The organism is Methylosinus sp. DMC45 (assembly GCF_056313885.1).
The window spans coordinates 219,625-234,281 of sequence record NZ_JBQUZK010000056.1; the positions used below are offsets into that span (position 1 = coordinate 219,625).

The 14,657-nt window shown below is 68.0% G+C and carries 5 protein-coding genes; 3 read left to right on the forward strand and 2 right to left on the reverse strand.

Annotated features, from left to right (window positions below):
* Positions 1–118 precede the first annotated feature (118 nt).
* Together ACT53T_RS20160 and ACT53T_RS20165 are read right to left on the reverse strand one after the other, a co-directional pair.
* Entirely contained in the window at positions 119–6,103 is a 5,985-nt protein-coding gene (locus ACT53T_RS20160; RefSeq protein ID WP_476162587.1) for an alpha-2-macroglobulin, read from the reverse strand.
* Positions 6,104–6,150: 47 nt separating this feature from the next.
* Positions 6,151–11,307: a hypothetical protein gene (locus ACT53T_RS20165; protein ID WP_476162588.1), complete on the reverse strand. Its 5,157-nt coding sequence runs from the start codon at positions 11,305–11,307 to the stop codon at positions 6,151–6,153.
* A gap of 313 nt (positions 11,308–11,620) precedes the next feature.
* On the opposite strand from ACT53T_RS20165, the gene ACT53T_RS20170 reads away from it, so the two are divergent.
* From ACT53T_RS20170 to ccoN, 3 genes are all read left to right on the forward strand, one after another.
* A complete protein-coding gene (locus ACT53T_RS20170) occupies positions 11,621–12,016 on the forward strand; it encodes an SH3 domain-containing protein (protein WP_018266847.1) in 396 nt (131 codons plus the stop codon).
* Positions 12,017–12,183: 167 nt separating this feature from the next.
* On the forward strand, positions 12,184–12,654 hold the full coding sequence (locus ACT53T_RS20175) for an SH3 domain-containing protein (protein ID WP_476162589.1): 471 nt from the start codon (positions 12,184–12,186) through the stop codon (positions 12,652–12,654).
* A 340-nt stretch (positions 12,655–12,994) separates the two neighbouring features.
* Positions 12,995–14,650 carry a cytochrome-c oxidase, cbb3-type subunit I gene (gene ccoN, locus ACT53T_RS20180; RefSeq protein WP_476162590.1) on the forward strand — a complete coding sequence of 552 codons (1,656 nt, stop codon included), beginning with the start codon at positions 12,995–12,997 and terminating at the stop codon, positions 14,648–14,650.
* Positions 14,651–14,657 lie beyond the last annotated feature (7 nt).

Here is a 14,657-nt window from a genome sequence, read left to right on the forward strand (position 1 = left end):
GAAGGTGTCGCGCGAATGCGCGACGGATGAGGGTCCGGGTGGCCGCGAGAGCCCTCATCCGGCTCACTACGTTCGCCACCTTCTCCCGCAAGCGGGAGAAGGAATCCGCGCTGCTTCCTCACTGCGCGATTTCCACGCGCTTGCCGGCGCTCTGCGCTTGCAGGCCCTTCTTATACATCGTCTCGACGACGCCCGGCGGCTCGGTGAAGGCGCCCGCCGTCTGCGCCTTGGCGCGAAAGGCGAAGCGGTAACTTCCCTTCGGCAATCGGTCGTAAGCGTAGAACACGCGATCGTCGCCGAAGGAGACGCTGGTCGGCGCCAAAGTCGGCGCGATCGACGGCTGCGCCTCCGCGGGCGCCGTCGCGAGATTGGGATTCAAAGGCTCGAAGCCGGCCGGCAGCGGCAGCGAGATCGCGACATGGGTGCGATCCTGCGGATTGACGAGCTCCGCCGTCTCCTCGATCACATCGCCGATGGCGAGCTTAACGACGCCATTCTCCGCCGCGATTTTTTCCAAAGGCGCATCCGCCTTGCCGACGCGCAGAATGTCGCGCGTCAGCGCGAAGCCTTCGCTCACCGGCAGAGCTTTCGCGCCGCTCTCTTTCGGCTCGTAGCGCGTCTCGACCAGCGCCACGATCGGCGCCGTTCCACGATTGACGATCGTCAACGCCGAAGGCGCCGCGCCGCTCTCGCGCAGGATGGGATTATTGGCGTCCAGCGTCAGCAGGCGCGGCGGCGCGCCCTCCTGCGAGAGCTCGATCTGCAGAGGCGATTGCGGACGCCGCCACACTTCCGCCAGCGCGTCGATCGCCGCGGCGGTGGCGTTGGTCGAGCCCCAGCCGTCGCCCTCGCCCAATCGCAACAATGCGTCGCGCAACAGCCCCGCGCGCGGGTCGGACGGTGAAGCGACCGTGACGGCGCGCAGCATCTCCGCGAGCGAGCGCGTCTCGGAGGGGAGGATCACCGGATTGCCGCCGTCCGCCGCCTGGCCCGCATAATATTGCGCGCCATTGCGCGAGAGAATCTTCACGCGGCTCCACAGCGAATCGAGCAAGGAATCGACGATGCGCCGATCGCCAGATTGCGCGCGCACGGCGGCGCGCGTCAGCTCCGCCACGCTGGCATTGGCCATGAAATCGGCATGGCGCGACAGCTCGGCCACATAGGATTCGTCGAGCTTGCCGCCGTCGGCGAGCGCGATCAGCGCCTCGACACGCTCACGCAATTCCTCGCCGGAGAGCAGGCGCGGATAATCCGAGCGCAGCGACAGCTTCAGCACATTGGCGAGACGATCGGCGAGCGGCTTGTCGATCGGCTCGCCCGCGCGCTCTGCGCCGACGAGGAAAGAATAGGCCCAGGCGGTGAGCGACACATTTCCGCGCGCGCGCGGCCAGAAGGCGACGAGCCCATCGGCGTCGACGGCTTGATCGATCGCGCGGATCGTGTTGCGCACATCGCTGGAAAGACGACTCTCTAGCCCTGCGGCTGAGAGAATCGGCGTGAAATTCTTGAGCGCCAGCGCCGAGCGCGCGAGCGAGAGGCGCTGCTCGGTGCAGCCGTAAGGATATTCGACGAGCGCGTTCAATCCCGCGACGAGCCGCACCAGAGCGGGATCGCCGGCGATCGTCACGTCACGGCGGAAGGAGCCGGGCCGCGCGGCGTCGGTCGCGGCCACGAGGGCCTTGCTCTCGCCGGGCGCGATCTCGACGATCTCATAGCGTCGCACCGGCAGACGATCCGGCCTGATCGGCAATTCGATCTCCACCGCATCGCGCGCATGGTCGGCGTCGCGCTCCACGCGAAAATTCAGCGTCACGCTCTCCTTGCCGGGCGCCGGCTCCGGCACGCTCGCGCGAACGTCTATGCGCGCGGGCTTGCTCGCGATCCAGCTGAAAGCCTGCGGCGCATTGCTCGCCAACGTCAGCCCTTCCGCGGCGATCGAGGCTCTGCCGCCGCCGCCGGGCCCTTCGACGATGCGCGCGAGCACGGACACATCGAGCGCATCGCCCGGCCGCAGAAAGCGCGGCAGCACGGGCTGCGCGACGAGCTCCTGACGAATGAGCATCTCGCCGGTCGCATAGCCGAAGCGATCGGCGCCGCTCGCCGCTTTGGCGCGCAGCTTGAACACGGTGAGCGAGTCGGGCAGCTTCACCTTGATTTTGGCGATTCCATCGGCGCCCACTTTCACGCTCGGCAGATAGATCGGCACGGGCGTGAAATTCTTGCGCACGCTGACATTGGTTTCCGCGCCCCATTCGTCGAGGCCGGCGTCACCGCCGGGAATCTCCTCCAGCGGAATCTTGCCGAAGGCGAGATTGCGCGTGTCGCGCGCGGCGAGCTTCGTCTCGCGCTCGACGATGAAATCCGGCAGCGGATCGAGCGGCCGTTCCTTGGCGAGCGACAGCACCGCCTGATCCACCATCCAGAATGTCGCTTCTCCGGCGAGCGGCTTGCCGAGATCATCGGACAAGCGCAGCGTGACCTCCACCTCCTGCCCGGGCCGCGCCTTCGCGGGATAATCGAGCTTCGCGGTCACGATATTCTTGACCGGCGTGACCTCGATCCATTTGGTCGCGGCGATCGTCACCGGCTTGCCCTGGTCGATATTGGAGGCCGGCGCCGGCGCGCTGTCCTTCAAGCGTCCGCGCATGATGAGGAAATGCACGGCGAGCTTCGGCGTCTGCTCCTTGCGCAGCGCGAGCGTGTAGCGCCCGAAGCCATTGGCGATGTCGATGAGCTGATAATCGAACACGCCATTGGGCTGCTCGACGATGGCGAGCGCCTTGGCGTTCTGGAACGGCGATTGAACGATGAGCGTCGCCGTCTCCCCCGGCGCATAGGCTTGCTTGTCGGTCGTGATGGTCGCAGTGGAGGCCGGAGGACGCTGGAAGGTCACGGGCGTATTGCCGCCGACGAAGAAATCGACGCTCACCTGCTGACGGCGGCCGATGCGATCATAGGCTTCCAGCTGCACGACATAGACGCCGGCCTCGCGCGCCTCCAGCTCGATTTTCTGCGCCTCTTTCGCGCTCGTCAGTCTGCGCTCGAGGAGCGTCTCCTCGATCACCTGCGTCACATATTTCGCCGCGCCCTGCGCAAAATCGGACGCTTGCAGAGTCGACGCCCAATTGCGCTTGATGAAGCGCATGGTGACGGGAAGTCCTTCCACCGCCTCGCCCTTGCCGTCGAGCGCGAGAAATTCCGGCGTCACCGCGCCGGGCCGCTCCACATAGCGCGGCAGCTTCACGCCGAGCGTGAAAGGCGGAACGGCGATGACATTCTGCACATTGCGCACCTCTATTCCATCATCGCCGGTGACGGTCGCCTCGATCGAATAGCGGCGCGGCTGCGCGGTCGGCTCGATCGTCGTATCGAAGGTCATGCGCGAGGCGCCGCCGGCGTCTGTGCGCGCGTCGCGCTCCAGCACCGGCGAGGATTTGAACTTGCCTTCGCCGGAGAAGCGCGCGTCGCTCGAGAAGAGAAAGCCTTCGCGTCCCGGCGGCTGAAACACATGCGGAAACTGCACGGCGCGCCATTTCACCGGCCGTTCCGCGACGAGACCGCCGGCGAAATAGCGCGCGATGAGATCGACATTGAACTCGCCGTCGAGCGGAACGATCTGCGGCGCGTTCAGCGCCACCTCGAATGTCGGTAGCCGATAGGCCTCTTTCTTGAACGAAAACTGTCCGCAAGAGGCGGTCTGCGGCGCGTCGCCCTCGGCCTCCGCGCTCTCGCTCGGCTCGGCGTCTTCGCCTTTCGTCTCGCTCTTCTTCGGCTTTGCGCCATCGGGCTCGAAACGCAGCGAATAATCGCCGGTCGCCGGCGTCTGCGCGTCGAATTTGTGATAGAAGCTCCCCGCCGCGTCGAGCTTCACCGGAATGCGCCATTCCTGATTGCCGGGGCCGGAAACGACCAGCGTTCCGCCGGCTTTCGCAATGGAGAGAGCGCCATCGCGATAGGCGCGCACGAAGCCCTTTACATGCACTGCCTCCTCGGGCCGATAGATCGGCCGCTCGGCGAAGACATGGCAGAGCGTGCGCGGCTCTTCCTTGCGCGGCTCCTGCGGATTCGTGGTCCAGGCGAGCCAAGCGCCGTCCGGCTTCGTCCAATTCTCGCGCGCATATTCGGAGGGGCCGTCATTGGCGTCCAATAGGAGCGTGTCGAGGCCCTTGGTCACGACGATGCGGCGCACGTCGGCCTCCGCGCGCTTGCCGGGATCGAAGGCGAAGAAGCCGGAATTGTCGGTGGTCCCGCGCGCGAGCGTGACGAATTTCTCGCCCTTCACGCCTTCGAGCCGCACCTCTGCGCCGGAGACGGGCTGCGCGGTAGCGAGCGAGGTGACGACGAAGCGGACGCGCGCGCGCTCCTCTATCGCGCTCAGCGACAGATCGGTCACTTGCGCGCGCAGCCAATGGCGCTTCTTCTCATCCACGGCGCGCAGGCCGATGAGATAGGTTCCCGGCTGTCCGGCGCCGGCGATCTTGGCGAATTCGCTCGCGAGATCGAGGCCGAATTTCGCGTCGGCGCCATTGCGGCGGATCGGCAGATCGAGCAGCGCGGAAACAGCGGGCGAGCCCAGCGCCTTTATGCGCGCGGCGATCGCCTCGGCCTCCGGCGCATCCGTCTCCGCCCAATGCGCGGGCTCATTGCCGGGCAGCGGCGGCGCGGCGCTGTCCTGCGTCTCGACGCCGCTCTTGGGGAAAGGCCAGAAGTCGCGCGCGAGCGGATCGATCGCATGAATGCGAATGTCGGCGCGGTCGTAGCCGCGTCCGCGCAGCGGCAGCAATTGCGGTCCGAAACGCTCGACAAGCCCTTGCGCGGCGTCCCATGCGAGCGCTGGCCGGTCGCGATCGAAAGCGAAGCGCAGCGCGAAGCGCGAGGCGAGCGCGCGCTTTCTGACGTCGTTCAGAGCGCCCGGCGCGAGCGCCAGCTCATAGACGCGATCGGATAGAAACTTGCCGTAGACATTGAGGCGCTTGTGGTCGATCTCGACAGAGAGATCGTCGACCGGCGGCGAGATGCGCAGCGCCTCGCGCGCGCGCAAAATATCGATCTCGCCCGGCTGCTCGGTGAAGCTCAATGTCAGCCGGCGCCGATTTGCGGGCTGGTAATTGGAGACGGGCGCGGAGTCTTCCTCGCCCTCCGATGAAGTCGACGCCGGCGGGACGGCGTAGCCGAAGGTGCAGCGCAGCACGCCGTCCTGCTTGTCGTCGCTCCAGCCGCGGCCGCAGCTCGCCTCGGTGACGGCGAAAGGCGCGGCGGAACGCGCGCGCAATTCGAATATCTCATCGTCGAGGCCGGGCTCGTCGGCGAGCTTCAAGCGCAAGATCGCGACGCGCCCGTCACGGATCGACTCGCGCAGGCGTATGGCGACGCTCTGCGCGGCGTTGCGATCGGCGCGCTCGAGCGGGCGAATGTCATAGTCCTTCGGCGTCAGCAATTGTCCGCCGAGCGGCGAGATTCCGGGCGCGGGACGCAATTCGATCGTCAGCAGCCGCGCCAGCGCGGCGACGTCCACGGGCTCGGGAAAAGTGAGCGTGATCTGCTCGAGATCGGCGATCGGATCGGCGCTCTCGGTCGGATTGGTGGAAGAGGGCGTCGGCAGCAGCGCGACGAGCCGCATCGCCGCGGCGCCCGCCTCTATGTCGACGCGCTGCAGCGGCTTCCACGGCTCGGCCGGACGAAATTGCAGCGCGCGCGCGCCGATCCAGCGCCATTCGCCGGCGGGCTCGCCGGAGAGCTTGGCGAATTTCTCATGCGCGTCTTCCGGTCCGCCGGTCTTGGGGCCGATGTCACGATCGAAGAAAATGGTGATGGGATCGAAGCTGCGCAGAAATTTGTCCGGCACGATGCGCGCGCCATCGGCGCGGCGCAATTGATCGAAGGACGCCGGCTCGGCGCGCAGCGGCGCGGAGACGGAGAGACCAGAGAGAAGAAGCAGAGCGAGGAACGCGCGCGACAGAGCGCCTCTGCAAAGGACGCCCGTCATCGCGAGGAGCGAAGCGACGAAGCGATCCAGGGGTCGCCCTGCGACTCTGGATCGCTTCGCTCCGCTCGCGATGACGGCGGTGAGACTCGAGAAAAGAAAAAGAATGCGTTTCATCGCCGAGCCTCGAATGGGACTGAGGGCGTTTGTCGAATGCGGAAAGCTCATCTGCCGCTCTTCCTTCCGGCCTTTTCCAAAAACTCCGCCGCCACTTCCTGCGGCGGGCCGGAGGGCGGCGGCGCGAGGCCGCGTAGAGCGAGGCGCACGATCGTCGCTGGCGCGTCAGTGGGCGCGCGCGCCTCCACGAAATAGCGGCCGGGCTCGAGGCGTATTATCTGCGCGGCGCCTTCGCCGAGAGTTTTGCCGGCGGCGTCGAGGAGACGCAGAGCGGCGCGATCCGGCTCCGCGCGCAGGCCGAGGCCGATCTCGCCCGCCTTCGCCGCCTCGAAGGTGAAGAGCGCCACGCCGGCGGGGCCGAGCGCGATCGGATCATTGACGCCCTCTGTCACCGGAATGACCGGCGTCGTCGCAATGCTCAGCGCGCCGGAGAGCGCGCCGTCATGCGGCGAAAAAATCTCGATGAGCGCGCGGCCCGGCGCGGCGTAGCGATGCAGCTCCACGCCAGCGGGGAATGTCTCGACCTCGCGCGCGCCATTCCGCGTGAAGGCGAGAATCGCCGGCGCGCTCGTGCGAATGTCGACGACGACTGGCGCCCTGACATCGAGCGCGAATGCCTGCGCTTCTCCACCGAGCGTCGCGGCGAAAGGCGCGGTCACGTCGCGCGGCGCGGCGGCGGGCCAGGGCGATTTTCCAGCGCGCTCGATCCAGGCGGCGACGAGGCCCGGCGCATGGGCGATGGTCGCCTCGCCCGGACCGGCGAGCGTGAGCGAGCGGCCGCGCAGCACGCGTCCATCGACGCCGAGGAACACGGCCTCTCCACCGGCGGTGACCAGCCGATCGCCCGCCTGCGCCTCGACGAGATGCGCCGTCTCGCCGGCGGCGCCGTAGAAGCGCTTGATCGCTTTGCTCGCCGTGATCGGCTCATGGCGCTCGGACGAGGAGGCGACGCGCGCGGGCGCGGGCGCGTCGGTGAGATTGACGAGCCATAGCGCACGGGCGCCCTCGAGGCGACGCGAGAGCGGCGCGCCATCGGCGAAAGCGGCGAAGGCGCGCGGCTCCTCCGGCGCGGAGAAAGCGGCGAGGCCGCTCGGAAGATCGAGCGCCAGAGCGCCGGCGCCGTCGAAGGCGACAGGCTGCGCCGTGAGGGGCGGAATGACGCCGGAGAATTGCGCGCCGGCGCGAAGAGGCGCGGCGAGCGCGACATCGATCGCGCGCGCCGTCAGACGCAAGGATTGGGCGTCGCCGGCGTTCCACAGACGCGGCGGCTCCTTGCCGGCGAGCGCCAGAGCGGCGCCCGGCGCGACGGCGAAGCCGCGTCCCGCCGAGACGCCCGGCTGGCCGAAGGCCGAACGCGCGAGCCACAGCCGCGCCTTGCCGGAGGGCGGCGCGGCCGCGGGCAGAATGGCGCGCTCATTCTCGCCGAGCGTGAGCGGTATTTCAGCGCCGCTGGGCGCGAAGGCGACGACGCGCGCCTTGGCGGCGCAATCGCCCTGCGAGAGCAGCCACAGGCTCTCCGATTGCGGCGCCAGCGCGCCGGCCGAAGCCGGGGCGAGCACGCGCCCCGCCGCCGAGCCCGCGACGAGCGAGGCCGGCGCGGCGCCGATCGCGACCAGAGTCGAAGACGGCGCGGCGACGAGGCCGACGCAGATCTTTGTCGCGAGCCCTTCGATCGGCGCCGGCTCCAGCGCTATGTCGCCGAAGCCGCGCGGCGTGCGCGTGAGGCTGCGCGCGGCGAGCGTGACGGGAGCGTCCGCGCCGCCGATGGTCCAGACGCTGGCGCGCCATTCGCCGCTCTCCGCCGGCCAGGCGGCGACGGGCGTAAGGCCGCGCTCGCGGCCGATGACTCGCCAACGTCCGTCGGCCTCGCGCTTCTCGATCGACAGCGCCGTCTCGCGCGGCGATTGCGCGGCGACGATCATCAGCCGCCCCTCCGACGCGGCGGGCAGCGCCAGCTCATGCGCGCCGGGGCCGGCGATGGTCTTCACGCCGGCGAATGTCAGCGCCTCGGCCGGCGCCGAGACGGGCAGAGCGAGGCTCACCTCGACGCCCTCGGGCTCGGCCGGCTCCTCCGTCTCCTGCGCGACCTCCTCGCCTTCCACGGCGGCGCCTTCGCCTTCGTCATTCTGCTCCTCGGCGGCGGCGGGTTGCGGCGCGCCCTTCAGCTCATCGAACCGCAGGCGATAGGCGCCGGCGGGCAGGCGGCGGGAGAGCGAGACATTCCAATCTTCCGCGCGGCCCTCGAGCCGCTCGATCACGGCGCCATTCTCATCCTCGAGCGCGCCGATCAGCTCCTTGTCGCCGAAGCTCGCAATGTCGACGACGCCATCGCGCGCGATGGAGAAAGGCAGAGCGGCGGGCAGATCGACGAAGCGCGGCGCGCCCGGCTGCAATTGCGTCGATGTGAGCGCGATGCGGTAATCCAGACGATCGTCATGGGCGAGGCTGCGCGCCTCGACGCGATAGGCGCCGGCGGCGAGCCTGCCGGAAAATTTGCGGCCGCCGGCGAATTTGCCGACGCTCTTGCGCGCCCCGTCGAAAATCTCCGCGACCATGCCGTCGCTCACATCCAGCGCAATGTCCGAGTCGCCGGCGAGCGCGAAGCTCCACACATCCGGGTCCCGCGGCGCGCTCTTGGCGAGAGGTTCACGCCATTGCAGCTTCTGCGGCGCGTCGAAAGGCAAAGCATGCGGGCCATGGCCCTCGAGCGGCGCCGGCGTCACGATTCTGCGCAGACGCGCGACGAAGCGCCCTTCGACATCCTCCGGCAGCACGACGAGGCGATAGCTTCCCTTCTCGAAACGGCGAGTGAGACGCGTCAACGGGCCGGGCGCGGCGAGCGGCCAGCCGTCCGCCTCCTCGAGCCGCGCCCTCCATTCCTTGCCGAGCCCGGCGAGATCGAGCCGATAGAGTCCGTCCTCGGGAATATCGATCGGCACGACCGCCCCGTGGCCGCCGTCCAGCGCGGCGCGCGCGGCGCCTTCGCCGACGATGGGCGCCGTCGTCGTCATCGCCACGCTCTTCACCGAAAGGCCGAGATGGCCGGCGGATTCGCGCGCGGTGACGGCGGCGCGATAGGCGCCGGCGCGCAAATAGCTCGTCACCAGCGCATTATGGCCGGGACCATTGTTCTCGCCCTCGCCGAGATGCGGCGCCAGCGCGGCGCCGAGCGTGAGGCGCGTCTGCAATCGGCCCAAGGTCTCGACGCGATAGAGCCCGCCTTCGGCCACATCGAAACGGAACTCCCGCGTCTCGTCGCGGGAAAGATCCAGCCAGGCGGGCTTGGCGGCGGAAATCGTCGCCGGCGGACGCTCCTTTACCGCCTCTGCGGCGGCCGCCTCCACATCACGCGCATAGACGAGGGCGAGCGCGCCCGGTTCCGCTCGCGCCGGCAGCCGAATGGTCGCGAAGCGATTGTCGTTCTCGATTTTTTCTTCCGTGATCTGCGCGGGCGCGCTCACGCCCTTGTCGTCGACGACGAGAATCCTGCCGCCGCGCGGCGTGCGCACCGGCAGAAGATATTCCGTCGCGGCCGGCCGCCACAAAGGCGCGGCGCCCTTCTCGAGATCGGCCGGCAGAGCGATGACGCGCGGGCCCGTCAGCAGGCCCGGCGCGCTATTGGCGAGAATGAAATGCGAGGCAGCGCGGTCGAGCCTCTGCTCGCCGAAGGAGATCGCCGCGCGGGCGGGCGGGCGCGCAGGAAGCTCCGGCGAAAGGCCGGGCGGGCCGAGCGTCAGATCGACGATTCCGACGGCGCCCTCCAGCGGCTCGAGCGAGAGAACATAAAAGCCCGCCTGAAGATCATAGCGGCTCGGCAGGCGGCCATCGGCGCGCGGCGCGGCGGCGCCGAAAGCGGGCTCGATGAGGGCGCGCAGCCGCGGCCCCTGCGCCGAGATCGTCACGGGGCCGCTGTCGGTCGCCTCGAACAGCAGAGTGGTCGGCCCGCGCAGATTGAACTTGCCGCGATAGGCGCGGCCGCCGCCGATCTTGGGAAGGTCCGACGCCAGCACGCGCGTCTTGCCATTTTCCGTGCGCGCCAGCAGCGCGGTGGCGGGGACCTCGTCGACGCCCTCGCCGGCCACATCCATGGCGACGAGATTGGGTCCGTCCGTCTCGATCGGCGCGCGGCTCGCCCGGCGTATCGCCCGCAGCGAGAAGGCCTGCCCCTCGAGGCCGGAGACTTCGACGAGGCCCAAAGTCTTGCCGTCGCCGCCGAGCGAGACGATCGCGACCGGCTCGCGGCTCGTCTTGTCGATCGCGGCGGAAGCCGGAACGCCGGCGCCGCGGCGCGCCTCGAGGCGGGCGGCGACGGGCTTGGGCAGTTCCAGGCGGAATGTGTCATAGCTCGCCGGCGCCTCGAAGCGCGCCGAGCCGAAAGCGCCGATGACGCCATTGGCGACGCCCGCGGCCAGCGAAGCGGGCTCGAGGAGATGCAGGAGAAACGGCTGCGCCGCGCCGCCCTCCGGCCAGACGATAGGCTCGCCGCCATAGGCGATCGCGACATAGCGGCCGGGCTCGACCGCGCCTTCCAGCCGCAGCCGGGTCATCTGACGGCCGGGCTTGGTCTCGATCGTCGCGCGCGCGGGCGAAAGATCGACGAGCTCGCCGCTCGCCTTCCACAAACGCAGATCGCGCAATGCGCGGCCCAGCGCCTCCACGCCGACGCGGCCCGAGGCGCCGACCTCGAGCGAATAGCTCCGCTGGGCGAGATCGCCGAGCTCGGCGGAAAATGTCTTGCCCGGCGCCAGCGCCTCGCGCGCGCCCTGCTCCTGAAACGCCTCGGCGGTGAGGCGCGCCTTGCCGGCCGCGCCTTTCGCGCCGAAGAGCCGCAGCTTGTAGACGCCCGCGTCGAGCAGCAGATCGAGCCGCCCGTCGCGCTGGCCCGCGGCGCCCGCCGTCTCGCCGGGGCCGGCGATCATATCGACGAGCCCAATGGCCACGCCCGAGGCGCTATGCGCGGCGATTGCGTAGCGGCCGGGCGCCGGAATGGTCAAAAGCGCGAAGCCGTCGCGATCGGCCGGCGCCTCGCTCGCAGAAAATCGGCCGGGGGCGGCGTGCTGCTCGACGCGCGCCGGCTCCACTCGCGTCTTGGCGGCGGGCGCGGGCTCCGACGCCGCATAGGAGACGAAGGCGCCGAGCGACAGGCAGGACACGCCGAAAGCGATTGCGATCTTCAGAAGCAAAGCCCCGATCATGCGCAACATGACATCCTCCGCCGCGACGCGCCGCGACTTGCAACGCTCGAGCTTACGCCGCCGCTTGTTTCCGAGTCGAGCCGGACTGTCGCGCGACGCCTCTCCATGGGCGGAAGGAAACGCGCTTTTTCGAGGCGCCGCCGTGCGCGACCGCACAATACGACGCCGATGTGACGCTTCGCTAAGAGATCGCGCGCGCCGCCGTTAACCTCGAGAGAAAGTGAATTTGCGCCGCGCCCCTGTCTCCAGCCGGCCGCGCGCTACTTGCGCCGTCGTGAGGCATCATCATTGCCGAACGGCATGCCTATTACGGAGGTCTTGAATGAAATCGAAAATCGCATCCGTCCTCGCCGCCGCCGCCCTGCTCGGCACGGTCGCCTCGGCCGAGGCCTTCCCGCGCGTCGTCACCGATCTCGCCGCCTTCCGCACGGGTCCGGGCGTCGACTTCCTGCCCATCCTCGCGGTTCCCCCGCAGGCGGTGGTCGATGTGCAGGGCCATATCGGCGGCTGGTCGCGCGTCGCCTATGCCGGCAAGATCGGCTTCATCGCCAGCTCGCTGCTCGCGCGTCCGATCGTCGTGCGGCCGGTCGTCACCTCGGTCGTCGTGGCCCCCGCTCCGGTGGTCGCCGTCGCGCCGGCTCCGGCCGTCGCCATTGCGCCCGCTCCGGTCGCGGCTCCGGTCGGCCTCATCACGGCCCCGCTGCGCATCTTCGAGTGATCGCGACGCGGTGAGACGAGCAGGCGCGCGGAACAGGCTTCCGCGCGCCGTTTCGTACGTGCGCCGCGCGCGAGATGCGCGGACAGAAAGCGAGCGCGCGTCCTCTCTTTCGATGCTAGGATTTCGGGGCCGAATCTTTTTTTAAAATTCGTTTCGAGCGAGGCTCCATGCGCTCCTTCTTCCTTTCTTGCCTCTGCGCGCCTGTCCTTCTCTTCTCGTCGCAGACGCAGGGAAAGCCCGCCAAGGTCGGCGAGCTCGTCAATCTGCGCTCCGGCCCCGGCCTGAGCTTCGCCGCGCTTCTCGCCATTCCCCCGGACGCCGTGCTCGAGGTCGCCTCCTGCCGCGGCGATTGGTGCCGCGTCACTTACGCGGGCTCCGCCGGCTATGTCGCGCAGCCGGCGCTCGTCGCGATCGACGCGCGTCCGGTGGAGACGCCCATTCTGCCGCCGCTCGGCGCCTATGTGTGGCGGCGCGAGATTCCGCCGCTCTATGATCCTTACGACTCCGCCGGCCCATGGTACACCGGCCCTTGGGCCTATGAGGGAACCAACGCCGTGCAATGGCGCTATGGGTTTCCCGGCGGCTATGTGCCCTGGTATCGCAACGCCGTCTGGCGCCCGGGCTTCGGCTGGTTCTGACAGGAATGAATCGCCGACGTGAAAACGTCGTCGCGCGCGGCGCGCCTTCACGCGCGCGCAGGCGCCGCGCATTGCGACAAATAAGCGCGCGTCTCGTTTTATGACGTTTGCGCGCTGCGAAGCGCATGTGCGAAAGTCCCAGAATTCCAGGGAAAATAACGCACGATTTTCATTCGCCTGTGACATTTGTGCGCAGCGCGGGACGCGCGCCGCATTTCTTGATCGATGTCAAATCGCATCGCCGCGCGAGCGATAGACTCTTACGCGTGATCAAAGACGAAAGGCATGGCGCGCGAACACGCGCTCAACGCCTTCCCGCCAGTCTGCGAGGATCCCTCCCATGGCGCCGAATGACGCTCCCGCAAAATCCGTCACCTTTTCAGAAGCGGCGTTGACGCTTCTCTTCATCGCCTTCGCGGCCTTCGCCGGCTTCGTCGCCTCGCGCGCGCATACGCCGGCCTACGCCTTCCACGCCGCTCTCTTCGGGCTCGGCTCCATCGTCGCCGTCTTTGCTCTGCTGAAGCGCTACGAGCTGCGCGGCGCGCAGGCGCCCGCGCCCTTCATCGACGGGCGGCCCAATTACAATTACGGCCCGATCCGCTTTTGCGCGCTCGCCGCATTGTTCTGGGGCGTCGCCGGATTCGCCGTCGGCCTCTATATCGCGCTGGAGCTCGCCTTCCCGGCCTTCAATCTGGATCTGCCCTGGATCAACTTCGGGCGCCTGCGGCCCTTGCACACATCGGCGGTGATTTTCGCCTTCGGCGGCAATGTGCTGCTCGCCACCTCCTTCTATGTCGTGCAACGCACCTGCCGCACGCGGCTCGCCGGGGAGATCGCGCCCTGGTTCGTCGTTCTCGGCTATAATTTCTTCATTCTCATCGCCGGCACCGGCTATCTGCTGGGCGTCACGCGCGGGCACGAATACGCCGAGCCGGAATGGTATGCGATCCTATGGCTCGTCGTGGTCTGGGTCGTCTATCTCATCGTCTTCCTCGCCACATTGGCCAAGCGCGAGGAGCCGCACATCTATGTCGCCAACTGGTTCTATCTCGCCTTCATCGTGACGGTCGCGGTTCTGGTGCTCGGCAACAACACGGAGATTCCGATCTCTGTCTTCTCGCCGAGATCGGTGATCGTCTGGGCCGGCGTGCAGGATGCGATGATCCAATGGTGGTACGGCCATAACGCGGTCGGCTTCTTTCTCACCGCGGGCTTTCTCGGCATAATGTATTATTTCGTGCCCAAGCGCGCCGAGCGGCCGATCTATTCCTACCGCCTCTCCATCGTGCATTTCTGGGCGCTGATCTTCCTCTACATCTGGGCCGGCCCGCATCATCTGCACTATACGGCGCTGCCGGATTGGGCGCAGACGCTGGGCATGACCTTCTCCATCATGCTGTGGATGCCCTCCTGGGGCGGCATGATCAACGGCCTCATGACTCTCTCCGGCGCATGGGACCGTCTGCGCACCGATCCCGTGCTGCGCATGCTCGTCGTCTCCGTGGCCTTCTACGGAATGTCGACATTCGAAGGGCCGCTGATGTCGGTGAAGGCGGTGAACGCGCTGTCGCATTACACTGATTGGGGCATAGGCCATGTGCATTCCGGCAGCCTCGGCTGGGTCGGCTTCGTCTCCTTCGGCGCGCTCTATTGTCTCATTCCCTGGGTCTTCGGCCGCAAGCTCTATTCGCTGAAGCTCGTGGACTGGCACTTTTGGACCGCGACCATCGGCATCGTCTTCTACATATCGGCCATGTGGGTCGCCGGCATCATGCAAGCGCTGATGTGGCGCGCCTACACGCCGCAGGGATTCCTGGAATATTCCTTCATCGAAACCACAGAGGCGCTGCATCCCGAATATGTGATCCGCGCGGCGGGCGGCGGCCTCTTCCTCATCGGCGCGCTCATCATGGTCTACAATATCTACAAGACGCTGCGCGCGCCTTCGGCGGCGAGCGCGACAGAATTCTCGCCCCTTCCGGCCCCCGCGCAATAAGAGGAGA